The organism is Actinoplanes sp. NPDC049599 (assembly GCF_044465625.1).
GTDB lineage: Bacteria > Actinomycetota > Actinomycetes > Mycobacteriales > Micromonosporaceae > Actinoplanes.
Window position 1 is genome coordinate 467,751 of the sequence record NZ_JBITLX010000002.1, and the last position, 23,576, is coordinate 491,326.

Annotated in this window: 18 protein-coding genes; 8 read left to right on the top strand and 10 right to left on the bottom strand. The window is 72.5% G+C overall.

Annotated elements, in window-relative coordinates:
* Positions 1 to 22: 22 nt before the first annotated feature.
* The 3 genes from ACIBQZ_RS05410 to ACIBQZ_RS05420 form a co-directional block, all read right to left on the bottom strand.
* Positions 23 to 403 (bottom strand): DUF6401 family natural product biosynthesis protein, encoded by a 381-nt coding sequence (locus ACIBQZ_RS05410; RefSeq protein WP_396087213.1) that lies wholly within the window; start codon positions 401 to 403, stop codon positions 23 to 25.
* A gap of 137 nt (positions 404 to 540) precedes the next feature.
* Positions 541 to 4,473: an ATP-dependent RNA helicase HrpA gene (hrpA, locus tag ACIBQZ_RS05415; protein WP_396087214.1), complete on the bottom strand. Its 3,933-nt coding sequence runs from the start codon at positions 4,471 to 4,473 to the stop codon at positions 541 to 543.
* 60 nt (positions 4,474 to 4,533) lie between these two features.
* The gene (locus ACIBQZ_RS05420; protein WP_396087215.1) at positions 4,534 to 5,310 is read right to left on the bottom strand and encodes an aldo/keto reductase; all 777 of its coding nucleotides are present in this window, start codon (positions 5,308 to 5,310) and stop codon (positions 4,534 to 4,536) included.
* Between the two features lie 150 nt (positions 5,311 to 5,460).
* On the opposite strand from ACIBQZ_RS05420, the gene ACIBQZ_RS05425 reads away from it, so the two are divergent.
* Positions 5,461 to 5,826 carry a response regulator gene (locus tag ACIBQZ_RS05425; protein ID WP_396087216.1) on the top strand — a complete coding sequence of 122 codons (366 nt, stop codon included), beginning with the start codon at positions 5,461 to 5,463 and terminating at the stop codon, positions 5,824 to 5,826.
* Here the strand turns inward: ACIBQZ_RS05425 and ACIBQZ_RS05430 are convergent.
* Together ACIBQZ_RS05430 and gsmA are read right to left on the bottom strand one after the other, a co-directional pair.
* Entirely contained in the window at positions 5,759 to 8,104 is a 2,346-nt protein-coding gene (locus tag ACIBQZ_RS05430) for an ATP-binding protein (RefSeq protein WP_396087217.1), read from the bottom strand. The two genes, ACIBQZ_RS05425 and ACIBQZ_RS05430, sit on opposite strands and share 68 nt — an antisense overlap.
* 65 nt (positions 8,105 to 8,169) lie before the next feature.
* Positions 8,170 to 9,303, bottom strand: coding sequence for a sporangiospore maturation cell wall hydrolase GsmA (gsmA, locus tag ACIBQZ_RS05435; RefSeq protein ID WP_396087218.1), 1,134 nt, complete (start codon positions 9,301 to 9,303; stop codon positions 8,170 to 8,172).
* A 238-nt stretch (positions 9,304 to 9,541) separates the two neighbouring features.
* Here gsmA and ACIBQZ_RS05440 point away from each other — a divergent pair, with 238 nt between their 5' ends.
* The 3 genes from ACIBQZ_RS05440 to ACIBQZ_RS05450 all read left to right on the top strand — a co-directional run bounded on the left by ACIBQZ_RS05440 (position 9,542) and on the right by ACIBQZ_RS05450 (position 12,172).
* The gene (locus ACIBQZ_RS05440; protein ID WP_396087219.1) at positions 9,542 to 10,489 is read left to right on the top strand and encodes a phosphatase PAP2 family protein; all 948 of its coding nucleotides are present in this window, start codon (positions 9,542 to 9,544) and stop codon (positions 10,487 to 10,489) included.
* Positions 10,490 to 10,501: 12 nt separating this feature from the next.
* Positions 10,502 to 11,083 carry a general stress protein gene (locus ACIBQZ_RS05445; protein ID WP_396087220.1) on the top strand — a complete coding sequence of 194 codons (582 nt, stop codon included), beginning with the start codon at positions 10,502 to 10,504 and terminating at the stop codon, positions 11,081 to 11,083.
* A gap of 516 nt (positions 11,084 to 11,599) precedes the next feature.
* Positions 11,600 to 12,172 carry a hypothetical protein gene (locus ACIBQZ_RS05450; protein WP_396087221.1) on the top strand — a complete coding sequence of 191 codons (573 nt, stop codon included), beginning with the start codon at positions 11,600 to 11,602 and terminating at the stop codon, positions 12,170 to 12,172.
* A 215-nt stretch (positions 12,173 to 12,387) separates the two neighbouring features.
* On the opposite strand, the gene ACIBQZ_RS05455 is transcribed toward ACIBQZ_RS05450, so the two are convergent.
* The 3 genes from ACIBQZ_RS05455 to ACIBQZ_RS05465 form a co-directional block, all read right to left on the bottom strand.
* A complete protein-coding gene (locus tag ACIBQZ_RS05455) occupies positions 12,388 to 13,197 on the bottom strand; it encodes a SigB/SigF/SigG family RNA polymerase sigma factor (protein WP_396087222.1) in 810 nt (269 codons plus the stop codon).
* A gap of 92 nt (positions 13,198 to 13,289) precedes the next feature.
* Entirely contained in the window at positions 13,290 to 15,752 is a 2,463-nt protein-coding gene (locus tag ACIBQZ_RS05460) for a putative bifunctional diguanylate cyclase/phosphodiesterase (protein ID WP_396087223.1), read from the bottom strand.
* Between the two features lie 35 nt (positions 15,753 to 15,787).
* Positions 15,788 to 17,359, bottom strand: coding sequence for a S8 family serine peptidase (locus tag ACIBQZ_RS05465; protein WP_396087224.1), 1,572 nt, complete (start codon positions 17,357 to 17,359; stop codon positions 15,788 to 15,790).
* Between the two features lie 215 nt (positions 17,360 to 17,574).
* Between ACIBQZ_RS05465 and ppgK the strand changes: the two genes are divergently transcribed.
* Both ppgK and ACIBQZ_RS05475 read left to right on the top strand, forming a co-directional pair.
* Positions 17,575 to 18,354 carry a polyphosphate--glucose phosphotransferase gene (gene ppgK / locus ACIBQZ_RS05470; RefSeq protein ID WP_396087225.1) on the top strand — a complete coding sequence of 260 codons (780 nt, stop codon included), beginning with the start codon at positions 17,575 to 17,577 and terminating at the stop codon, positions 18,352 to 18,354.
* Between the two features lie 8 nt (positions 18,355 to 18,362).
* A complete protein-coding gene (locus tag ACIBQZ_RS05475) occupies positions 18,363 to 18,824 on the top strand; it encodes a PPOX class F420-dependent oxidoreductase (protein ID WP_396087226.1) in 462 nt (153 codons plus the stop codon).
* A 42-nt stretch (positions 18,825 to 18,866) separates the two neighbouring features.
* Here ACIBQZ_RS05475 and ACIBQZ_RS05480 read toward each other — a convergent pair whose 3' ends face one another.
* Together ACIBQZ_RS05480 and ACIBQZ_RS05485 are read right to left on the bottom strand one after the other, a co-directional pair.
* Positions 18,867 to 18,998 (bottom strand): hypothetical protein, encoded by a 132-nt coding sequence (locus tag ACIBQZ_RS05480; protein WP_396087227.1) that lies wholly within the window; start codon positions 18,996 to 18,998, stop codon positions 18,867 to 18,869.
* 949 nt (positions 18,999 to 19,947) lie between these two features.
* The gene (locus ACIBQZ_RS05485; protein WP_396087228.1) at positions 19,948 to 20,511 is read right to left on the bottom strand and encodes a hypothetical protein; all 564 of its coding nucleotides are present in this window, start codon (positions 20,509 to 20,511) and stop codon (positions 19,948 to 19,950) included.
* Between the two features lie 90 nt (positions 20,512 to 20,601).
* Between ACIBQZ_RS05485 and ACIBQZ_RS05490 the strand changes: the two genes are divergently transcribed.
* Positions 20,602 to 21,417, top strand: a complete 816-nt coding sequence (locus ACIBQZ_RS05490) for a spermidine synthase (protein WP_396087229.1) — start codon at positions 20,602 to 20,604, stop codon at positions 21,415 to 21,417.
* 149 nt (positions 21,418 to 21,566) lie between these two features.
* Positions 21,567 to 23,537: a maltotransferase domain-containing protein gene (locus ACIBQZ_RS05495; protein ID WP_396087230.1), complete on the top strand. Its 1,971-nt coding sequence runs from the start codon at positions 21,567 to 21,569 to the stop codon at positions 23,535 to 23,537.
* Positions 23,538 to 23,576 lie beyond the last annotated feature (39 nt).

Genomic DNA, 23,576 nt, shown 5'->3' on the forward strand with positions numbered 1-23,576 from the left:
GGTTCAGCGTGTCGGCTGATCCCTACAACAGTCCGGCCGACTCCGCGATCATGCAGACGGCCACCAGACGCATCAGGTGCCACTCGGCGGCCAGCCACGCGCTGCCCGACAGGTAGGCGTGACCCGGCTGCGGCACCGGGCGGCCCATCCGGTCGGCGGCCGCGGCGATCGACTTGGCGTACGCGGCCAGGCCCTCGGCGTCGACGTCGCGGCCGGCGTTGCGCAGCGCGTCCCGGACCGCGGCGGCGTGCTGGTCGACGTGGGCGAGCAGACCGGCGTCGCCGAGCGCGGCGGCGAGGCCGTCGACCCCCACCCGCGCCATCATCTCGTCCAGCAGCGCGCGGGCCGGGTCGACGGCGGGAGCGGTGGAAAGCGGGGCGAAGGCGAGGAATTCGTTCGTCATGGGAAGGACGCTAGGGCCTCGCGCCACGAGTTGACAGCCGGGTAACCGAACGGCACCCGACCGCTGCCCGGCATGCACCCCGCTGCCGGAGAAACCCCCCGGAACAGGACAGCGCGCGGAAAAACTCAGACCGGCTCCTAGCCGGGCAGCTGATCCATGGCCTTGTAGATGCGCTTGTCCGACACGGGGTACGCGGTCCCGAGGGCCTGGGCGAAGAAGTTGACCCGCAGCTCCTCGATCATCCAGCGGATCTCCCGCAGCCCCTCGTCGGCCGGGCCGCCCGCGGGCAGCTCGGCGCGCAGCTCGCGATATTCCCGCTCGATCTCGTGCACCTGCGCGGTGAGCTGCCGGTCGCGGGGCAGGGTGCCGCCGAGGCGGTCCATCCGGTGCGCCACGGCCCGCAGGTAGCGGGGCAGGTGGTGCAGCTGCTTCCAGCCGGTCTCGGTGACGAACCCGGGATGCACCAGCCCCTTGAGCTGCTGCCGGATGTCGGCCAGCGCCGGGAGCAAAGCCGGGTCGCGGATGCCGCCGAGGCGCTGCTCGACGTCGTACGCGGTGGCCAGCACCGCCCGTACGTGGGTCACCACGTTGGCGACCGCGTCCACCAGGTCGGCCCGCACCTCGTCGCGCAGCTTGGCGAAGGACTCCTTGTCCCAGGCCGGCCCGCCCGCGTCGGCGACCAGCTTGTCGACCGCCGCGCCGGCGCAGTCGTCGAGCAGGTCGGCGATCGACCGGTACGGGTTGCCCCGGGACAGCTCCAGCTTCGCCCGGTTGTCCAGCCGGCCCTGCAGGAACCGGGCGGCCGGCGGCAGCGTGAGCAGCAGCAGCCGGCGGGTGCCCGCACGCATCGCCTCGCGCTGCTCGGCCTCGGTCTCGAAGACCCGGACCGCCACGCTGTCGCCCTCGTCGGCCAGCGCCGGGTGCACGGTGACCTCGTAGCCGCCCCGGACCTGCACGATCGAACGGGGCAGCGTGCCGAAGTCGTTGGTGGTGATGCCGCGGCGCTCGATGTTGCCGGCGGCCGCGGAGATCGTCGCCTGCACCTTGGGCGCCAGGCTCGCGCGCAGCACGTCGAGGTCACGCCCCTGCCCGACGACGGCACCGTCCTCGTTGACCACCCGGAAGTTCATCCGGAGGTGGTCCGGGACCTGATCGGGGCGCCAGGCGTCGCGCGGCACGACGGTGCCGGTCAGCCGGCGCAGCTCGTCGCCGACCGCGTCCGGCAGCGCGCCGCGGCGCGCCGGGATCCGGCTCAGCACGGCCTCGGCCCAGTCCGGCACCGGGACGAAGCTGGTCCGCAGGTGCTTGGGCAGGGCCCTGATCAGCGCGATCACGACCTCCCGGCGCAGGCCCGGCACCGACCAGCCGAAGTCGCCGCCGTCGAGCTTGTTGAGCAGCGGCAGCGGCACCCGCACGGTCACCCCGTCGGCGGCCGCACCCGGCTCGAACTGGTAGCTCAGCGGCAGCCGGACGTCGCCGACCAGCCAGGCATCCGGGTACGCGCCCGGGTCGACGCCGTCACGCCCCGCGTTGACCAGCAGCTCGCGGGTGAAGGTGAGCAGGTCCGGGTCGGTGTGCCGGGCTTTCTTCCACCACGCGTCGAAGTGCCGGGCCGAGACCACGTCGGCCGGGATGCGGGCGTCGTAGAGGGCGTACACGGTCTCGTCGTCGACCGCGATGTCCCGCCGGCGGGCCCTGTTCTCGATCTCCTCGATGCGTTCCAGCAGCTTCTTGTTCTCCGCGAAGAACGTGTGGTGGGTCTCCCAGTCGCCCTCGACCAGCGCGTGCCGGATGAACAGCTCGCGGCACATTGCCGGGTCGACCCGGGCGTAGCCGACCTTGCGGCGCGGCACGATCGGCAGGCCGTACAGGGTGACCTTCTCGTAGGCCATCACCGCGCCCTGGTTCTTCTCCCAGTGCGGCTCGCTGTAGCTGCGCTTGACCAGGTGCGGCGCGAGCTTCTCGGCCCACTCCGGCTCGATCCGCGCGTTCACCCGGCCCCACAGCCTCGAGGTCTCCACCAGCTCGGCCGACATCACCCAGCGCGGCTGTTTCCGGAACAGCGCCGAGCCGGGGAAGATCGCGAACTTGGCGCCGCGGGCGCCGAGATACTCCCGCTTGTCGGTGTCCTTGAGCCCGATGTGCGAGAGCAGGCCGGAGAGCATGGCCGTGTGCACGGACTGGGCGGCGGCGAGCTCGTCGCGCTCGTGCAGGGTCAATCCGAGGGTACGGGCGACCTGCCGCAGCTGCGAGTAGATGTCCTGCCACTCGCGGACCCGCAGGTAGTTGAGGAACTCGCTGCGGCACAGCCGGCGGAACTGGTTGCCGGACAGCTCGCGCTGCTGCTCGCGCAGGTAGTTCCAGAGGTTGAGGTAGCTGAAGAAGTCGGATTCCTTGTCGGCGAACCGGCCGTGCTTCTCGTCGGCCTGCTGCTGCTTGTCCGCCGGGCGCTCGCGCGGATCCTGGATGGACAGCGCCGCGGTGATCACCATGACCTCGGCCAGGCAGTCCTGCTTGTCCGCCTCGATGACCATGCGGGCCAGCCGCGGGTCGACCGGCAGCTGGGCCAGCTGGCGGCCCAGCGCGGTGAGCTTGCGGCTGCCCTCCAGCGCGCCGAGCTCCTCCAGCAGCTTGATGCCGTCGGTGACGTTGCGCTTGTCCGGCGGGTCGATGAACGGGAACGCGGCCAGGTCGCCGAGCCCGAGCGCGGTCATCTGCAGGATGACCGAGGCCAGGTTGGTGCGCAGGATCTCCGGCTCGGTGAACGCGGGCCGGGCCGCGAAGTCCTCCTCGGCGTAGAGCCGGATGCAGATGCCGTCCGAGGTGCGCCCGCAGCGGCCCTTGCGCTGGTTGGCGCTGGCCTGCGACACCGGCTCGATGGGCAGCCGCTGCACCTTGAGCCGGCTGCTGTAGCGGGAGATGCGCGCGGTGCCGGGGTCGATCACGTACCGGATGCCCGGCACGGTCAGCGAGGTCTCGGCGACGTTGGTGGCCAGCACCACCCGCCGGCCGGTGTGCCGCTGGAAGACCTTGTGCTGCTCGGCGGCGGACAGCCGGCCGTAGAGCGGGACGATCTCGGTGTTGCGCAGGTTGCGTTTGGTCAGCGCGTCGGCGGCGTCGCGGATCTCCCGCTCGCCGCTGAGGAAGACCAGGATGTCGCCGTCGCTCTCGCGGCCCAGCTCGTCGACCGCGGCGGCGATGCCGTCCACCTGGTCGATCGGCTCCTCCCGGGCCTGCTCGTCCTCCTCGTCGCCGGTCTGCTCCAGCAGCGGCCGGTAGCGGACCTCGACCGGGTAGGTGCGGCCGGACACCTCGATGACCGGCGCGGGACCGGCGGGGCCGGCGAAGTGCTCCGCGAAGCGCGCGGTCTCGATGGTGGCCGAGGTGATGATCAGCTTGAGATCGGGGCGTTTGGGCAGCAGCTGGGCCAGGTAGCCCAGGATGAAGTCGATGTTGAGGCTGCGCTCGTGCGCCTCGTCGATGATCAGCGTGTCGTAGCGGCGCAGCATCCGGTCGTTCTGGATCTCCGCCAGCAGGATGCCGTCGGTCATCACCTTGACCATGGTCTCGTCGGTGACCTGGTCGGTGAAGCGGACCTTGTAGCCCACCGTCGCGCCCAGCGGCGTGCCCAGCTCCTCGGCGATGCGCTCGGCCACCGTGCGCGCGGCGATCCGGCGCGGCTGGGTGTGCCCGATCTGGCCGCGCACCCCGCGGCCCAGCTCCAGGCAGATCTTCGGCAGCTGGGTGGTCTTGCCGGAGCCGGTCTCGCCGGCGATCACCACGACCTGGTGATCGCGGATCGCGGCCAGGATGTCGTCGCGGCGCTGGCTGACCGGCAGCTCGGCCGGGTAGGTGATCGGCGGGACCGCGGCCAGCCGGGCGGCGCGCCGCTGCTCGGCCTCGGCCACCTCGGCGGCGATCTCGGTGAGCACGGCGGCGCGGGCGACCTCGTCGCGGATCCTGCGGGTGCCCTCGATGCGGCGCTGGAGCCGGCGCTCGTCGCGCGGCAACAGCTCGGACAGGCGGCGGCGGAGCTCGGCGAGATCCGGGCTGATGGGTGTGACAGACATGGCGGGTCAACAATAGGCAGTCCGGGCCCGGATCGCCTGGTGATTAACCGGCCGTTCCGGTCACACCCGGGACAGGCCGTCGACCTGCGCCATCTCCTGCTCGCTGAGCACGAAGCCGGTGAGCTGCGCGTTGCGGGCGATCCGCTCGGGGGTCACGCTCTTCGGGATCACCACGATCCCGTGCTGCACGTGCCAGCGCAGCACCACCTGGGCCGGCTCCACGCCGTGCGCGGCGGCGATCCGGGTCAGCACCGGGTCGTGCAGGTCGGTGGTCCGGAACGGCGAGTAACCCTCGACCACGACGCCGCGCCCGCGGTGCTCGGCGACGAGTTTGGCGTCGTACAGCCGGGGGCCCCAGCGGATCTGGTTGACTGCCGGCCGCTGCCCGGTGGCGGCGATCAGCTCGTCGATCTCGTCGGTGCCGTAGTTGCTGACCCCGACCGCGCGGGCCCGCCCCTGGTCGCGGGCGGCCAGGAACTCGCGCCACACCGGCACCGACTTGCCGCGCCGCGGCGGCCAGTGGATCAGCCACAGGTCGACGGCGTCGAGGCCCAGCGCCGCGAGGCTGGCGTCCAGGGTGGCCCGTTCCCGGCCGGCCCGGTCGGGCGGCAGCTTGGTGGTGACGAAGACCTCGTCGCGGGGCACGCCGCTGTCCCGCAGGGCCCGGCCGACCTCGGCCTCGTTGCCGTACATGGTGGCGGTGTCGAGGTGGCGGTAGCCGGCCTCCAGCGCCTCGCGCACCGCCTCGTACGCGGCGGCACCACGGATCTGCCAGGTGCCGAAGCCGAGCAGCGGCATCTCGACCGAGCCACCCAGCGGCACCGAGGGAATCGTCATGTCCCCATCTTGCCCAGCGCGCGCGGGATCAGGCCACGATGTTTGCTCCACAGCAAACTCAGCGCGGCAGACCGTTTCCCCCGGGCGTCTCATTCGGTATCTCTCGGACAGCTTCCGGCAGCGTGGCCGGCGTAGAGAGACCGAGGTGCCATGATCGTCGTCGCAGAGGACCACGAGGACATCCGGTTCGTGCTCCAGCGGGCTCTCGAGCGCGCCGGGCACCAGGTCATCGTCGCGAGTGACGGCGCCGCCGCCCTGGAGGCGGTCCGCAAGCATCGCCCGGACATCGTGGTGACCGACGTGGACATGCCCCGGATGACCGGCCTGGACCTGTGCCGGGCGATCCGGGCCGACGCCCGTCTCAAGCACATCCCGGTGGTGCTGGCCAGCGGTTCCATGCTGCCCGGCGACGCCCGGGCGGCCGAGGTCGGCGCGAACGCGACCCTGCTCAAGCCGTTCCTGCCCGCTCAGCTCCTGGCGTGTGTGGCGTCGTTGCTGCCGCCGGACCCGGCCTGAGCGGCGGGAGCGACGCCGGCGTCGACTCCTCGACCGCCGCGCGTTCGGCCAGGGCCCGCTCCAGGGCGCTCCGGTCCGCCTCCGGGTCGGCGCTCTCCCGGGCGGCGGGCAGCGGCAGTGTGAAGAAGAACCGCGTACCCCCGCCGGGGTTGTCGGCGACCCCGATCGTGCCGCCGTGGCGCTCCACGATCCGCCGGCAGATGGCCAGGCCGAGACCGGTGCCGGCGTAGCCGACGGCGGTGCGGGCCCGGTGGAACGACTCGAAGATCCGCGGCTTGTCCTCGTCCGGGATGCCGATGCCGCGGTCGGCGATCTCGACCCGGGTCCAGCCGGGCTGTCCCGGACCCGCGGTGATGTCGATCCGGGCGTGCCGGCCCACCGCCACGTACTTGAGCGCGTTGCCGATCAGGTTGTCCACCACGTGGCGCAGCATCGCGGCGTCGCCCCAGACGTCGGGCAGCGGCCCGAGGTAGAAGTCGGGCGGGGCGCCGCCGCCCGGGCGCGGGGACTCGATGCGGTGCTCGATGACGTCGGCGACCAGCGGGCCGAGCTGCACGGTGCCGAGCCGCAGCGGCGCGTCCCGCGAGGTCGTGTACGCCAGCAGGGTGTCGATCAGCGCGGCCATCCGGTCGGCGTTGTCGGCGATCCGGCCGAGGGTGCGCCTCGCCTCGGTCACCTCCGGGCTCGGCGGGGCGTCACCGAGCTCGTCCGACGCGGTCTCGCAGTGCCCGCGGATGACCGCCAGCGGGGCCTTCAGGTCGTGCGCGACCACCCCGGCGAAGACCGCCAGGTCCGTCTCGTAACGGCGCAGCTCGGTGATGTCGTGGAAGACCGCGACCGCGCCGTGCCGGCCCGCGGCGTTGGCGTCCAGCGGCCGGCCGTCGACGCTGACCAGGATGCCCTCGGGCCGGTGCTCGTTGCGGATGAGTATCTCGACGCCGTTGGAGACCTCCCCGTGCAGGGCCCGGACCAGCGGCATCTCCGCCATCGGGAACGGGGTGTGCCCGTCCGGGCGGAACAGCCCGTAGTGTTCCTGCCAGTCCCCGGGATTGTCGACGTCGTGGGGGACCCCGAGCAACGTCTTGGCCGCCGGGTTGTGCAGCAGGAAGGCGCCGTTCTCGTCGACCACGCCCACGCCGTCGCCGAGGCTGGACATGATCGCGCCGAGCAGCCCGGCCTGGCGCCGGCTCTCCGTCTCGGCGGTCCGCAGCTCCGCCGTCGCGACCAGCACCTGGGCCTTGGCGCGGGAGCGGCCGGTGGCCAGGATCCAGACCAGCCAGGCCAGCAGGGCGGTCATCGACAGACCACCGGCCAGCACGATCAGGGGCGTGCTGCTGAGCGCGCCGGGCAGGTTGGCGGCCGCGGCCGCGGTCACCAGCGTCCAATGCCGGTCGGCCACCGGGAAGGTCGCCACCCGGCGCAGATCCTGCCCGCCCGGGGCGTCGTAGGCGGCCACCCGCACCCGGCGCCCGTCGCCGTTGGTGGCGTACAGCTCGCCGTCGAGCAGGCCCTGGCTGGCGGTGCCCAGCACGCCGCCGAGGAAGTCCTGGCCGTGCAGGCCCATCGCGACCCAGCCGCGGAACTCGGGGTACCGCCCGGCGCCGGCGTCGGTGGCGTAGACCGGCGCCACGAACACGAACGACAGCTGCTGGCGGTCCGCCGGCAACCCGCGGTCGCGCAGCAGCACGTAGGTGTCGGACACGGCCGGCCGGCCGGTGCGGCGGGACTCGGTGAGCGCGGCGCTGCCCTCGGCGGACGGTGCCACGTCCTGCCCGGGGGTGACCGGCTTGGTGCCGGCCAGGCTGCGCTGGAAGATCGAGAAGTAGTGCTCGTCGTGGTTGCCGCTGGGGACCAGGCGGAGCCCGGTGGCTCCGAGGGCGCGCCAGCGGGCCTGGGTGGCGGCGACCGCCTCGGTCCGGGCCGGCACGACGTACGCGACCGAGGTGGCGCCGAGCAGGTCGGCCGTCGCCAGCGGTGCGGTTGCGGCCCGGTAGTCCTCGGCGGTGAGCCGGCCGTTGGTGCCCAGCCCGGCGGCGACCGTCTGGAGCAGGTCGCGGTAGCGCCCGACCTCGCCGGCCACCGCCACCCGGGCGACCGCGGTGCGCTGGTCCATCACCCGGGCCGCGCTCTCGCGCTGGTCGGCGCGGAGCGCGGTGACGGTGAGCAGGGTGGCGGTGAGCCCGACGATGAAGACGGTGGCGGCCAGCAGCGGGCCGACGAAGCGTCCCTGCCACGCCCCCGTCGCGCCGGCCCGCACCCGCGCACCGCGACTTCTCACCGAACGGAGCATAAGACGCGAATCACCCCCACCGGCGGGCTTCCGCCGACGGGGGTGAGTCCGGTTCACTTCCAGGTGTCGTACTGGTACAGGTCGTAGGAGGCCATGATGCCGGTGACCTTGGTGTAGTAGTTCGGGTCGGTGGCGTAGCCGGCCTTCCAGACCGTCCAGATGAACTTGTTGGCGTCCCTGGTGTGGGTGAAGGCGCCGGCGTACCGGCTGTTGACCCGCAGGAAGTTGCCGTGATCCCGGAACGAGTGCGACTGGGTGGCGTAGGTCCGGAAGCTCGCCGAGGTGGCGAAGCAGGTGCCGGCCTTGGTGCACTCGTTGGTCCGGTAGACGTGGCAGCCGGTGGCGAGCTTGCCGAAGCTGCCGTTCTGGCACTTGATGCCGAAGTAGTTGCGGTCCACCGCCGCCAGGCCGCTGCGGCCCCAGCCGGACTCGAGGACGGCCTGGGCGATGGTGACCGACGGCGGGACGCCGTACTCGCGCCAGCCGCGCTGCGCGCCGGGCACCGAGGCCGCGATGAACTGGGCCGGGGTCAGGGTCACCGACGGCGTCGGCGTCTGCGAGCCCGCGCACACCGGCAGCGTGCCGGAGTAGACATAGGCGTGCGAGATGTACGAGCCGGTCGGCGTCCGGTCCCACTGGGTCGTGGAGCGGACGGTGCCGTCGATCAGCTGGCCGGTGACCGCGCAGGTCAGGTCGATCTTCGCGCCACTGGCGACCGTACCGGTCACGGACTCGGTGGTGGCCGCGCCGGAGCGCAGGTTCACCACGCCCTCGGTGCTCTTGACGGTGCCGGTGACGTACCGGGAGGTGCCCGAGGTCTTGGTCCTGCTGGGTACGGCGGTCGGCGAGCTGACCGCGCAGCGCGGGAGCGACTTCGCCGCCGTCACGTAACCGTGCGAGACGTAGCGGCCCGTGCTCAGCCGGTCCCAGGCGGTGGTGGTGCGCACCGAGCCCTTGACCTTCTGGCCGATCACGAAGCAGGCCACGCTCACCTTCTGCTTGTTCCGGACCGTGCCGACGACCTTGGCGTTCAGCGAGGGCGCGGAGCGCACCTTCAGCGTGCTCCCGACCTTGATGGTGGCCGACACCCCGGCCGCCTCGGCGGTGCCGGGGGCGACGACCAGCCCGGCGCCGAGCGCGGCGAGCAGCAGCGGCGCGGTGAGCAACCGGCGAGCGGTGTGCAGCATGAACGTCCCCTTCATCGCGGCCGGCATCCGTGTCGCGGCGTCTGTTCGAAGATCGCGGGACGGCGTTGCGGGTCAGGGGTGCGCGCGGGTGCATCCGAGTTGCCGAGGGGCAGGCCCGGGGAGAACGGGACGGATGTCACGGAAGAGGACTATGATCCGCGCCGCGGACGTGCTTGAGATGGGTGGCGTCTGGGCAAAACGGAACCGCCCACTCGTGACGTACTGGAGGACACCGCCGATGACGGCCCTGGCATCCCGCCCCGCCGGGAGCACCGGCTCCACCCCGGACGACCGGCCGGGCCGCGGCTTCTGGCACGTGGTCGGTCACGCGTGCGTCGCGCTGCTGGCCGCCGCCGCCGTGGCCGGGGTCTACCTGGCCTGCGTGCGCACCCCGCTCGGGCAGAGCGTGGACACGCTGATGATGCGCGGCGCGGACGTCGAGCACGAACGCGTGGTGCAGGTCCTGGACCGGGCGCTGAACGGCACGACGCTGGCCAGCCTGGTGCTGGTGTGCGTGGCGGCCGCGGCGATCGGCATCGTCCGGCGCCGGGTCGACCTGGCGCTCGCCGCCGGCCTGCTGGTGCTCGGCGCGAACGCGAGCACCCGGCTGTTCAAGATGCGCCTGCCCCGCCCCGACCTGGACGGCTTCCCGGCGCCGAACTCGTTCCCGAGCGGCCACACCACCGCGGCCGCCTCGGTGGCGTTCGCGCTGATCCTGGTGCTGCCGTTCGCGATCCGCGGCACCGTCGCCCTGATCGGCGCGGCGTACGTGACGATCATCGCGATCGCCACCGTCTGGGCCGAATGGCACCGGCCGAGCGACACCATCGCCGCCCTGCTGGTCGTGCTCGCCTGGGGAGCCGGCGCGTCCGCCCTCATCCGGGCCAAACGCGCCCGGATCACCGGTGTCACTGCCCGGCCGAACCGGCTCGCCATGCTGCTCTTCGGCGGTGTGGGCACGCTCGCCGCGCTGGCCGGCCTGCTCGGCATCGGCGCCGTCGTGCTCTCCGAGCGGGTCATGCCGGACCTGGTCTCCGGCCGGTTCGCGTTCTTCGCCGGCGCCGCGGCCATCACCGCCGCGGTCGCCGGGGTCTTTGCGATCTGGGTGCGGCTCGCCGCCGGCGACCGGCCGGTGGGATCCGGATCCGTCCTGGCGTCCGCGCAACCCGCGCCGGCCGCCGACTGAGGAGGAACTCTGATGACCACCCCTGCCGAGAACCCCCCGCCCGCGACCATGCCCGGCGCCGCCGGTGCCGTACCGCCGGGACCCGGCGGCGTGCCGGCGATGCCCGCCGCTGACCCGGCCGCCGGCGCGGGCGCGCACGTGCCGACCGTGACGGTGGCGACCTACCCGGACTACGCGCTCGCCCAGCGGGCCGTCGACTACCTGTCCGACAACGAGTTCCCGGTGCAGAAGACGGCGATCGTCGGCACCGACCTGCGCCTGGTCGAGAACGTGCTGGGCCGGATGACCACGGTCCGGGCGGCGCTCGCGGGCGCGGCCAGTGGCGCCTGGTTCGGCCTGTTCATCGGGCTGTTCATCGGCATCTTCAGCGACTCGAACTGGTTCGGGCTGATCTTCCTCGGCCTGCTCATCGGCGCTGCTTGGGGGGCGATCTTCGGCGCTATCGCCCAGGCGATGACCGGCGGGCGGCGGGACTTCACCTCGCGCAGCTCGCTGCAGGCCAGCCAGTACGCGGTGGTCGTCGAGGCGGACGTGGCTGATGGCGCCCGTCAGCTCCTCACCCGGCTGAACTGGCAGACCAGCGGGGCCAGCTGATTCTTTGTCGGTTGTCTTTTGCTAACGGTGGACGGCCGGGGCCCGGGGTGACCACGCACTGCTGGTGGATCGTTTCTATGCCGTGCGTGGTCACCCCGGGCCCCGGCCTTGCATTCTCGCCTGTTTCGGCTGAGGGATCGGTCCCGCGCGCCCTGGTTGCCAGTCGGGCTGAGTCATCCCCTTGCGGGAGTGGTCTGGCTGCCGCGCTGTGGTGACGCCAGGGGATCCCGTCGGGCAGGCCGGGCTGCGTGCGGCTCAAGCGAACATTCCTCGCCGCTTGCGGCCGTGGACGGCAGGCCGCTACCCGGCGGTGCTAACCCGGCGCTGCCGGCGGGCCGGCTCCGCGATGGGTCCGCCACGGCCCGGTCCGGGCTCCCACGCGACTGCCTCGATCAGCTGCCTGCCGGCGAACGGGTCGGGGTGGGTGGCTGTCGGTGGGTACGCTGCGCCGTGCTCGACGGCCACCGTGCGGGGCTCTTGACGGGGAGTGACCGCGGGGCCGGGAAGGGGTAGGCGATGATCGATCTGGACCAGCCGGCTCAGGACCCGACACCACCCCACGGAGCCTTGTCCGATCGATGGCGCCGCCTCGCCACCCTGCGCACGCTGGCCCTGATCGTGGTGGCGTCGTTCGTGGCCGGCGCGCTGGTGGGCGGCCTCGCGACCTACCTCGGGTGGCACCGCCCGCTGGCAGCCTCCGTGGAAGCCGACTGGTCCAAGGCGTCGGTGCTTCTCTTCGCCGAACCCGACCTGACGACGGCCCACCGCGACCAGCGCCGGGTGCGTCTGGAAACCCAGGTGACGGTCGTCAACGCGGGCCCGGAAACCATCAACGTCCTAGCCATCCGCGTCAACCAGCCGAACGTCACCCTGCGCAGCCCCGAAAAGGAACGCGCGATCGAACCAGGCACCGCCCTGCCCGTCGACGTCGTGCTCGAGTGGCCCTGCACCGCCACCCAGCCCACGACCCTGGCCGCCACCCTCACTGTGGAGACCGGCGACGAACAACTCCGCACCATCTCCCCGGTAGCCCTCGACGGCACACCCTGGTCCACAAGCAGCAAGGAAACCTGCACCAGCTCAGGCTGAGCAACCACCCACCGACCGCAACCGGCGAGCAATGTTCGCTTGAGCCGCACGCAGCCCGGCCTGCCCGACGGGATCCCCTGGCGTCACCACAGCGCGGCAGCCAGACCACTCCCGCAAGGGGATGACTCAGCCCGACTGGCAACCAGGGCGCGCGGGACCGATCCCTCAGCCGAAACAGGCGAGAATGCAAGGCCGCCGCAAGAGAACCGAAACCCCTAAAGCCCGTACTGAAGCTCCCCACGCAACTTGGTCAGGGCCCGAGCCAGCAACCGGCTGACGTGCATCTGGGAGATCCCGACCTGGTCGGCGATCTGCGACTGGGTCAGGTTGCCGTAGAAGCGCAGGGTGAGGATCTTCTGCTCACGCTCGTCGAGCATGGCCAGGGCGGGGCCGAGGGCGACCCGGGTCTCGGCGAGTTCGAACTCGTGGTCCTCGCCGCCGAGGGTGTCGCCGAGTTCGGTGGTGCCGTCGGCGCTGATCGGGGTGGACAGGCTGGTGGCGTTGTAGGCGCGGGCGCCTTCCAGGCCTTCCAGGACTTCTTCCTCGGTGACGCCCAGGTGCACGGAGATGTCGGCGACTGTCGGGGACCGGCCGAGGGTGTGTGTCAGGGTGCTGTTGGCCTCGGTGATGGCCAGGCGTAGTTCCTGCAGGCGGCGGGGCACGCGTACGGACCAGGTGCGGTCGCGGAAGTGGCGCTTGATCTCGCCGATGATGGTGGGGATGGCGTAGCCGGCGAAGTCGACGCCGCGTTCGGGGTCGAACTTGTCGACGGCCTTGATCAGGCCGACGGTGGCGGTCTGGATCAGGTCGTCGGTGGGTTCGCCGCGGCCGGAGTAGCGGTGGGCGAGGTGGCGGGCCAGCGGCAGCCAGGCCTCGATCGCCCGGTCCCGCAGCCTGGCCCGGCGGCGGTCCCCGGCGGGGGTCGCGGCCAGCCGGTTCAACAGCTCGGCGGCGGTCTCGGGGACGGTGTCACCGAACGGGGAGACGTCACGGACGGTGGTGGGTTTGATCGTGAGCGCGGTCATCGAGGAGGTCCTCCATCAAGCGGGCAGAGAGCCGTGCCCGCACGCGGCGACCGTTCATTTCTCCTTACGCTAGCCGAGTGGACGAGCCCTGACTAGCCGAAAGTATGAGTGACGTTCCGTGAGTGAATGTGAAGCCAGGACGCGAACTCGTCCGGGGGCAGCGGCCGGGACAGCAGATAGCCCTGCACAACGTCACAACCCTCCGCCGCCAGGTACGCGTACGTGTCGGCGTCCTCCACCCCCTCGGCGACCACCCGCAGGTCGAGCGCGTGCCCGAGCTGCACCGCCGAGCGCACCACGGCCCGGTCCCGGTGGTCCTCCGCGACCCGCTGCACGAACGACTTGTCGATCTTCACCTCGTGGATCGGCAGCTCGCGCAGCCGGCCCAGCGACGAGTAGCCGGTGCCGAAGTCGTCGATCGAGATCTTGACGCCCAGCGCGTGCAGCCGTTCCAGGGTGGCCCGGCTGCCGGCCGGGTCGCTCAGGATGGTGCTCTCGGTGATCTCCAGGGTCAGCGCGCCGGCCGGGTTGCCGGTCGCCGCCAGCAGCCGCGCCACCAGCTCGGGCAGGGCGGCGTCGAGCAGGCTGTTCGGCGACAGGTTGACCGCGACGTGCAGGTCGTGCCCGGCCTCGGCCCACTCCGCGCGGCGGCGCAGCGCCAGCTCCAGCACGTGCAGGGTCAGCGGCCAGATCAGGCCGCTGTGCTCGGCGAGCGGGATGAACACGTCCGGCGGGATCGGGCCCCGCTCCGGGTGCAGCCAGCGGGCCAGGGCCTCGGCGCCGACCACCCGGCCGGTCCGCGGGTCGACCTTCGGCTGGTACGCGACGGTCAGCTCGCCCCGCTCGACGGCCTGCCGCAGGTCGGCGATGAGCGCCAGCCGCTGCGGGCTGTGCCGGTCCAGTTCGCTGTCGTAGAGGCGCAGGCCGTTGCTCTCCTTGGCGGCGTACATGGCGACGTCGGCGTGCCGGATCAGGGTCTCGGGGTCGGTGCCGTGCCGCGGCGCGGCCGCGACGCCGACGCTGGCCCGGGCGGCCAGCACCAGCGGGCCGATCCGGATCGGCTGCTCGACCAGCTCGGCCAGTTCCGCCGCGGCGGCCAGGGCGGCCTCGGGGCTGCCGTCGGTCGGCAGCAGCACGGCGAACTCGTCGCCGCCGAAGCGGGCCACCCGGCCGCGCCCGTCGAGGTGCGCGCGCAGCCGCTCGCCGACCTCGCACAGCAGCGCGTCGCCCGTCTCGTGGCCGAGCGCGTCGTTGATCTCCTTGAACCGGTCCAGGTCGAGCATCAGCACCGCCGGGCCGGCGCCGGCGGCCCCCGGTTCCGCGAGGGCGGCCTCGAGCAGCTCGTGGAAGTACCGGCGGTTGGGCAGCCCGGAGAGCGGGTCGTGCAGGGCCAGGTGGCGCCGGTCGTCGGCCTCCCGGCGCAGCCGGTCGACCAGGTCGGCCCGGCCCAGCGCCGCACCGGCGTGGTTCGCCACCGCGCCGAACAGCCGCAGCTTGGCCTCGGTGAAGCGGCCGGCGTCGGCGAGGCCGTCGGCCACCACCAGCACCGCCCGGTGCTCCCCGAACGCCACCGGCACCGCCATCGCGTCGCCGCCGGGGCCGGCCGGGCGCAGCACCGGGGTGCCCCGCAGCGCCGGGCGCAGCCACGCGTCGTCGCCGGGGCGGCCCAGGTGCGCCGACGGCCGGCCGGACTGGCCGGTCAGCCGGGTGTGCCGCAGCTCGGCGCCGTGCGCGACCACCAGCTCGGCGGTGCCGGCCCGCAGGATGTCGCGGGACCGGTCCAGGGTCACCGCGACCAGGTCGTCGAGGCCGCCGGCCCCGTCGAGCGCCCGGGTGAAGCGGTACAGGTGCTCCACCTCGGCGTTGCCGTTGCCCAGCGCCATGAACGCCCGGTACGCCAGCAGCAGCACCACGGCGACGATGCCGACCAGCACCAGCGCCCACCCCGGCCGGGTGCAGGCCAGGAAGCTGACCAGCGCGACCGTGGTGGTGACCACGACCAGCCAGGTGCTGCGCAGCGCGGCCGGCAGCCGGCGCCACTCCCCCGGGTCGTCGTGCACGGCGATCACGGCGGTCAGCAGCACCGCCGCCACCACGTCGGCCGCGATCATGGCCAGGTAGGTGGCGACCACGATCCGCAGGTCCAGGCCCGCGGCGGGGATGCCCGGCACGTACGGGGTGACCGCGTGGAAGACCAGCACGCCGACGGACGCCTGGACGGCGAGCAGCGCGACGTTGAAGGCCAGCTTGGTGCCGCGCTGCCCGCGGATGGCGACCATGCCGGCGCCGCCGGCCAGGGCCCGGACCAGGATCAGCAGGACCGGGTCGAAGCCGAGCAGGCCGAAGACCATCGGGAGCTCGGAGACGTTGATGCCGTGCGCGCCGCGGCGGACGCGGACGTGCACGGTGAAACCCTCGGTGAGGAAGAACAGCACGGCGAGGCCGGCCAGCCACCACAGGCCGCCGGAGATCGCGGGCGCGGTGATGCCGCCGGCGGCGAAGGTCAGCGCCACGGCGGCCGAGGCCGCGCCCATGGCCGTGGTGAGCAGAGCCACCAGGACCTCCGGGCGCGGCCGCCGCTTACGCCGCGCTAGTGCCATGGCTCCCCGGTCCAGCCGGCCGCGGACCAGCTCCGCCCGCTCCACGACCGGCCCGTCCAGGTCTGCGACGACCAGCTCCGCCCGCTCCAGACCGCGCCCGACCAGCTGCGCCCGGTCCAGCTGCTGCCGGACCAGGACCGGCCGGTCCAGATCACGGGCGCCCAGGTCTTGCTGCCGGCCAGGACGGTGCCCCAGGCGGTGCCGGTCCAGGTGGAGCCGTTCCAGGCGCCGCCGATCCAGCTGCGCTTGGTGGCCGAGGCCACGGTCCAGGTACGCGGGTTCCAGGCCATGCCGAAGATGTCCCGCTCGCCGGTCAGCGGGGTGCCGGTGACCGAGTCGTAGACGTACGCGCCGCCCCGCGCGGCCTCCAGCGAGCCCAGCCCGGTGGCCGCGGCGTTGATCTGCGGGGCGCCGGGGACACTCTTGGTGCGCGCGGCCCGGGCGACGTTGATCTGGCCGGCCCCGGCGGCGTACGCGTCGCCGCCGGCGATCGGGTCGGCGGTGCTCATCAGCATCTTCTTGATCTGGTCCGGCCGCAGGCCGGGACGCTGCTGGAGCAGCAGGGCGACCGAGCCGGAGACCACCGCGGCCGCCTGCGAGGTGCCGCTGCCGCGCAGGAACCGCTGGCCCGGGTCGTCGGTCAGGCTCAGCCGCGCGCCCGGATAGGTGCGGTCGATGTACGAACCCGGGCTGCGCAGCGACACCAGGGAACGCCCGGTGGCCAGCACGTCGGCGTGCCGGGCGGCGTTGCCGCGGTTGCTGAAGTCGGCGACCACGTCGTCCGTGCGGGCGTCCGTGCCGCGGGTGTCGGCGGCACCGACGGCGATGACGTCCGGGTCGGCGGCCGGCATGGTGAGGGTGTTGGCGGTGAAGCCGTCGTTGCCGGCCGCGACCACCACGACGATCCCGGCCTCCCAGGCCTTCTCCACGGCGAAGGCCAGCGGGTCCAGGGTCGCCGGCTGGGTCGACAGGGTGCCGTAGGACAGGTTCAGCACCTTGATGTTGAGGCCGGGGTCGTTACGGTGCGCGACGACCCAGTCGATGCCCGCGATGACCTGGGAGACGTCGCCGGCGCCGTCGGCGGAGGCCACCTTGACGCTGACGATGTGCGCGCCCGGGGCCACCCCGGCGAAGCGGGCGCCGGTGCCCGCGACGGGGTCCTGCCCCGCGATGATGCCGGCCATGTGGGTGCCGTGCCCGAACGTGTCGAGGTAGCGCAGGTTCGGCGCCTGCGACTCGAAGGACAGGTCCGGCCCGTTGATGACCTTGCCGGCGCCGTTCAGGCCCGGCACCGGCGACACCCCGGAGTCGATCAGCGCGACGCCGATCCCGGCGCCGGTCAGCGCGACCCCGGTCGCGGTGTCGCCGTCGTCCGGGTTGTCCAGGTCGGCGCGGTCGGCGCCGGCGGTCCGGATGACCGTGCTCAGCGTGGTGGTGCCGGTCTGGACCAGCCAGTTCGCGCCCAGCCAGGCCGGATCCGGGGCGGCCCGGGCGGGGACGGCGACGGCGAGCGAGCCGGCCGCCGCGACTGCGGTGACGGCCAGGGCCGCGAGTTTCCGCATCAATGCTCCTTCGATGGCAGCGGGCCCACGGGGTCGGGGAGTCGCCGGGGGGGCCCAGTGCCGGTACAGCCGCCCTATCGGCCACGCCGCTCAGGACTTGAACAAAAAACCCCGCGGTACCCGGCACGAGGCGGGCGCGGCCCGGGATGGCACGATTCGAGTCCGGGTGCGCGTGGGTACACACACCGGAAACGCACCGGAGACGGAGAACTGGCATGGCCATTCTTGGCATCGACATCGGCGGGTCCGGCGTGAAGGGCGCGCCGGTGGACACGGCGCGCGGCGAGCTGCTGCAGGAACGGCACCGGGTGCCGACGCCGCAGCCGTCCGACGTCGGCAGCGTCGTGGAGGCGGTCGCCGAGGTCGCCGCGCAGTTCGACGGCTACGACCGGGTGGGCATCACCTTCCCCGGCGTGGTGGTGGACGGGATCACCCGGACCGCCGCCAACGTCGACAAGTCCTGGCTCGACGCGCCCGCGGCCAAGCTGTTCAGCGAGCGGCTCGGCAAGCCGGTGACCGTGCTCAACGACGCCGACGCCGCGGGCGTCGCCGAGGTCGCCTTCGGCGCCGGGCAGGGCCAGCGCGGCCTGACGATGATGCTCACCTTCGGTACGGGCATCGGCAGCGCCCTGTTCCTGGACGGCACGCTGATCCCGAACACCGAGCTCGGCCACCTGGAGCTGGACGGCAAGGACGCCGAGCTGCGCGCCTCCGACCGGGCCCGCGAGCAGGACGACCTGAGCTGGGAGAAGTGGGCCGGCCGGGTGCAGGACTACCTGCGGCACGTGGAGATGCTGCTGTCGCCGCGGCTGTTCGTGGTCGGCGGCGGCGTGAGCAAGAAGGCCGACCGGTGGCTGCCGCTGATCGGGATCCGCACCCCGATCGTGCCCGCCACCCTGCTGAACAACGCCGGCATCATCGGCGCCGCGGTCACCGCCGGGCAGGCCGACGGGCATCCCGGCCCGATCGCGGTCGACGCCGACCGGCCGAACTGAGGAGGATCATGGCCCGCACCGTCGCCACCACCACCACGGTCGGCCGCGAGGAACTGCTCGAGTTCCTCCGGCCCCGGCACCACGCATTGCTGATGACCACCCGCCGCGACGGCCGCCCGCAGGCGTCGCCGAACACCTGCGGCGTGGACGCCGAGGGCCGCATCGTGATCTCGACGTACCCGGAGCGGGCCAAGGCGGCGAACATCCGCCGGGACCAGCGGGTCAGCGTCTGCGTGCTCTCCGACGACTTCGGCGGGCCGTGGGTCCAGGTCGACGGGGTCGCCGAGGTCATCGACCTGCCCGAGTCGGTCGAGCCGCTGGTCGAGTACTTCCGGGTCATCTCCGGCGAGCACCCGGACTGGGACGAGTACCGCCAGGCCATGCGGGAGCAGGGCAAATCCCTGATCCGGGTGACGATCGAGCGCTGGGGGCCGATCGCCACCGGCGGCTTCCCGGCCCGGCTGGCCTGACGGTGACCGGGTGGCGGCCGGAGTTCCCGGGCCGCCACCGGGTCAGCCGCGCCAGTTCCGCGCGCGCTTGACGGCCTTCGCGGTGATGCCCTCGGCGTCCGCGCGCTCCAGGGTGTCGATCGTGCCGCCCTCCTGGTAGCCGCCCGCCATGTGCCGCGCACGCCGATCGTGCACCTCCAGAGCGCGTTCCGCCGTGAGGATCGCGGTGTCCTCGCTGGGTGGCGCGACCGGTTCGGTGGCCCGGTGCGGCTCAGCACGGTGCGCCAGCTGCTGAGCGGCGCCACCGGTCGGTGGCCAGCCGCGAGATGGTCAGCCGCAGCCAGGCCTCGGGCACCGGGTGGGTGGCGACGGTGCCCACCGATGTGCATCCTCTTCGATCGGGTCACGGCCCGGCGCCCGCGGACAAGCGATCTTGCAGTAGGTGAGTTGATCGCAAAACAGGAGATCTTGGTGGATTTGGCCTCCTCGACTTTTGCCCGTCACCCGCAGCGGCGCTTGCCATCGGCAGACAACCGACAATCCACCCGAAACACCCACCGCAGCCTGCGCGACGAGCAATCTTGTGCCGTAGCGGTCCGCTGAGTCTTTTTGCGTGGTTGGTGTATCGGGCGATGGCAATAGCCCGCCGGAGTGACGTGGGCTGCGCGCCGACCGCCACCGACGCGCAAGATTTCGATCTTGTTGAATTGGTGTGACCCCGCCCTCCGAACCTTAAGTCCACAAGATCGACAATTTGCTGCCCGCTTCGTGACTTTTACGCCCTTTGTTCCCTTAGGAGTTCAATATGTGGCCCAGTGCTGCGGGTTCGGCGGTGGGCAGGCCTACGGCAATGCTTGGCGCGGCCGTTTCGGCGCGGCAGAAGCGTGTCGCCCCTCCGGGGGATGGCGATCGATCATCACACCAGCCATGCAAAAGACTCCGCTCCGAACCAGTCCGATACAGGATCGCGAAGGAGGCCACCAACGGTAGCGGTCCGCGCCGGAACGCCACGGCGGACTGGCACCCGCAAATGGCGAAACTCCAGTGGCCCCCGGGGCCGTCCTTACCAAGGTTTCGTTCGTGCGGGGCATCGCGCAGAGCGACAAGACCCGCACGCCGTGCTCACCCAGCGACCGGCCGAGGGCTAACCCACCCGGGTGGGCAGGAGGTACAGCAGGTTGTCGCGGTGCAGCTCGGCCACCGGTTCGAGCAGGTCGGGGTGGCGGAGCAGGGCCGCCGCCTCCAGGTCGCGGGGGTCCGGGTCGGTCAGCCGGCGGAACTCGCTCGGCAGGTCGCCGGCGGCGCGCGGGCGGGGCCGGGGCCGGCTGTCGGAGATCGGTACGGCCGCCGCCACCGAGTCGACCGCGCGGGCCGCCAGGTGCGGGTCGGCGAGCAGGCAGGCGGCCCAGCTCACCACGACCTCGTCGACCCAGGTACGCCAGCCCTCGTCCTCGGCCAGCTCGTCGTCGGGCTCGCTGCCGGCCCGCCAGTCCAGCACCGCCGAACCGCCCGGGCCCGCCATCGCGACCAGCTCGGCGTCCACCGCGGTCGGGTAGCGCAGCCACGCGGCGACCGTCACGGCCTGCCGTGCCTGCAGCTCGGCCAGGGTGTCCGCGGCCCGGTCGGCGCCGCTCGCCGGGTACGCCCGGACCAGCCAGTGCGTGCTCGCCGCGATGACCGGCGACAGCGCGGTGGACGGTCCGGCCATGTGTGCCCCCTGAGGTTGCGCACACCCTCGGCAGGGTGCGTCACGCTACCTCTCGGCCGCGGGAGGGCCGGGTTGAGTAGCCTCGCCCCGATGGCACCGCACGGCAACCGACGCGCAACGAGTTTCACCCGGGTCGCCTCCGGCACCGCCTCGCTCGAGCCGGACCGCCGCCGGGAGCGGGGCTGGACGCTGCTGGTCGACGGGGTGCCGCAGTCGTACGTCGACCTGGCCGATCCCACCTACCTGGCGTTCGAATACGTGCGCCGGCTGGCGACGGTGCTGCGGTTGGCGGCGCCCGCGGCCGTACCGTTGTCGGTTCTGCATCTCGGCGGGGGTGCCCTCACCCTGCCCCGGTGGGTGGCCGCGACGCGGCCGGGGTCCGCGCAGACCGTGGTGGAACGCGACGGCCTGCTGCTCGCGCTGGTCTCCCGGTCGCTGCCGTGGCCGGCCGCCGTCGAGGTCGTGGTGGGTGATGCCCGCGAGTTCGTGGACGCCGGCGCGGCCCAGCGGTACGACGTGATCGTGGTCGACGTCTTCGAGGGCGCGGCGATGCCGGCGAGCGTGGCCGGGGTGGGCTTCGCGACGGCCGCGGCCCGGCTGCTGCGCACCGACGGCGTGCTGGCGATGAACCTGACCGACGTGCCGCCGCTGTCCTACTCCCGGATCCAGGCGGCGACCTTGCGGGCGGCCTTCGCCGACGTGGCGCTGATCGCCCCGCCGGGCATGCTGCGCGGCCGCAAGGCGGGCAACGTGGTGCTCGCCGCGACCCGGCGGACCGAGCTGCTGGACCTCACCCGGCTCAGCCGGTCGCTGGCCCGCGACGCCGAACCGGCCCGGGTCTGGCACGGGGCGGAATTGACCGGTTTCCTGGCGGGCGCGATGGCGCGCCTGGACGGGCCACGCTGAGCGCTCTCCGGTAGGTTGAACGGCACCGGGTGCTCGGCCGTTTGCGGTTGCTCCATAGCGGAGAAAGCTGACCAGGAATCTGTCCAGTCGGCTGCCGCATTTCGCCCGACGCCGTCCCCGCTCCCGCGCCCAAGATTACGGTGGAGATCATGACCGGTCGCTTCCCCATCGAAGATGTGACGCCATCGGTGTCCTGTGGCCGCTACCCCGCCAAGGCGGTGGTCGGCGAGCTCGTCCCCGTCTCGGCGGTGTCCTATCGGGAAGGCCACCACGCCCTCGGCGTGAACGTGGTATGGCAGGGCCCGGAGGGCGAGGCCGAGCCGTTCACCCGGCTCACCCCCGGCGCGCCCGGCCTGGACCAGTGGCACGGGGTGATCAAGCCGGACCGGGTGGGCCGCTGGACGTTCACCATCGAGGCGTTCGACGACCCGTACCAGACCTGGCGCAACGCGGTGACCAAGAAGATCGGTGCCGGGCAGGGGCTCGAGGACCTGGCCAACGACCTGGCCGAGGGCGCCGAGCTGCTGGACCTGGCCGCCAAGATCGTGCCGGCCGTCGAGGAGGAGCGGGTCCGCGACGCGGCCGCCGCGCTGCGCGACCCGCAGCGCTCGCTGTTCTCCCGGGTCTCCCCCGGGCTGGAGCTGGCGGAGCTGCTCTGGCAGCACCCGGTGCGCCAGCTGGTCACCACCACCCGCTCGTACGCGATCTGGGTCGACCGCCAGCGCGCCCTGTTCTCCTCGTGGTACGAGTTCTTCCCGCGCTCCGAGGGCGCCGAGGTGGGCCCCGACGCCACCCCGGTCCGGCACGGCACCTTCGCCACCGCCGCCGAGCGCATCCCCGCGGTCGCCGCGATGGGCTTCGACGTGCTGTACCTGCCGCCGATCCACCCGATCGGCGAGGTCAACCGCAAGGGCCGCAACAACACGCTGGTCGCCCGCGAGGGCGTCGACGTGGGCTCGCCCTGGGCGATCGGCTCCGCCGAGGGCGGCCACGACGCGATCCACCCGCAGCTGGGCACGCTGGCGGACTTCCGGCGCTTCATCGGGGTCGCCCACGACAACGGCCTCGAGGTGGCGATGGACCTGGCGCTGCAGTGCGCGCCGGACCACCCGTGGGTCACCGCGCACCCGGAGTGGTTCACCACCCGCGCCGACGGCACCATCGCGTACGCGGAGAACCCGCCCAAGAAGTACCAGGACATCTACCCGCTGAACTTCGACAACGACCCCAAGGGCCTGCGCGAGGAGGTGCTGCGGATCGTCCTGCACTGGGTGGCGAACGGCGTCAAGATCTTCCGGGTGGACAACCCGCACACCAAGACGCTGAACTTCTGGCAGTGGGTGATCGCGAAGATCAAGGACGCCGACCCGGACGTGCTGTTCCTGGCCGAGGCGTTCACCCGGCCGGCCATGATGAACGGGCTCGGCAAGATCGGCTTCACCCAGTCGTACACGTACTTCACCTGGCGCACCACGGCCTGGGAGATGAAGGAGTACCTGGGCCAGCTCAAGGCCTCGATCGACTGGATGCGGCCCAACTTCTGGCCGAACACCCCGGACATCCTGCACGAGTCGCTGCAGCACGGCGGGCCGCCGATGTTCAAGATCCGGACGGTGCTGGCGAGCATGCTCTCGCCGTCCTGGGGCATGTACTCGGGTCTGGAGCTTTTTGAGCACGTCGCGCGCCCGGGCGCCGAGGAGTACATCGACAACGAGAAGTTCGAGCTCAAGCCGCGGGACTGGGCGGCGGCGGAGCGGGCCGGGCGCACGCTGGCGCCGTACATCACCAAGCTCAACGCGGTCCGGCGGGAGAACCCGGCGCTGCACTGGCTGCGGAACCTGGAATTCCATGAGATCGACAACGCGTCTCTGCTGTGCTGGTCGAAACGTGATCCGGAGACGGGCAACACCGTCCTGGTGATCTGCTCGTTCGACTCGGCGAACGTGCAATGGGGTAACACAACACTCGACATGCCCGCCCTGGGCCTGGACTGGCACGAGCGGTTCACCGTGACCGACCAGCTCACCGGGGCGACGTACGAGTGGGGTCAGCACAACCCGGTCCGGATCGATCCGTACGTCGAGCCGGCACACGTGTTCGTGGTGCACCCACGCAGATAGGCACGACAAGCGATTGAAGTTCCTGCGGGGTGGGGTAGG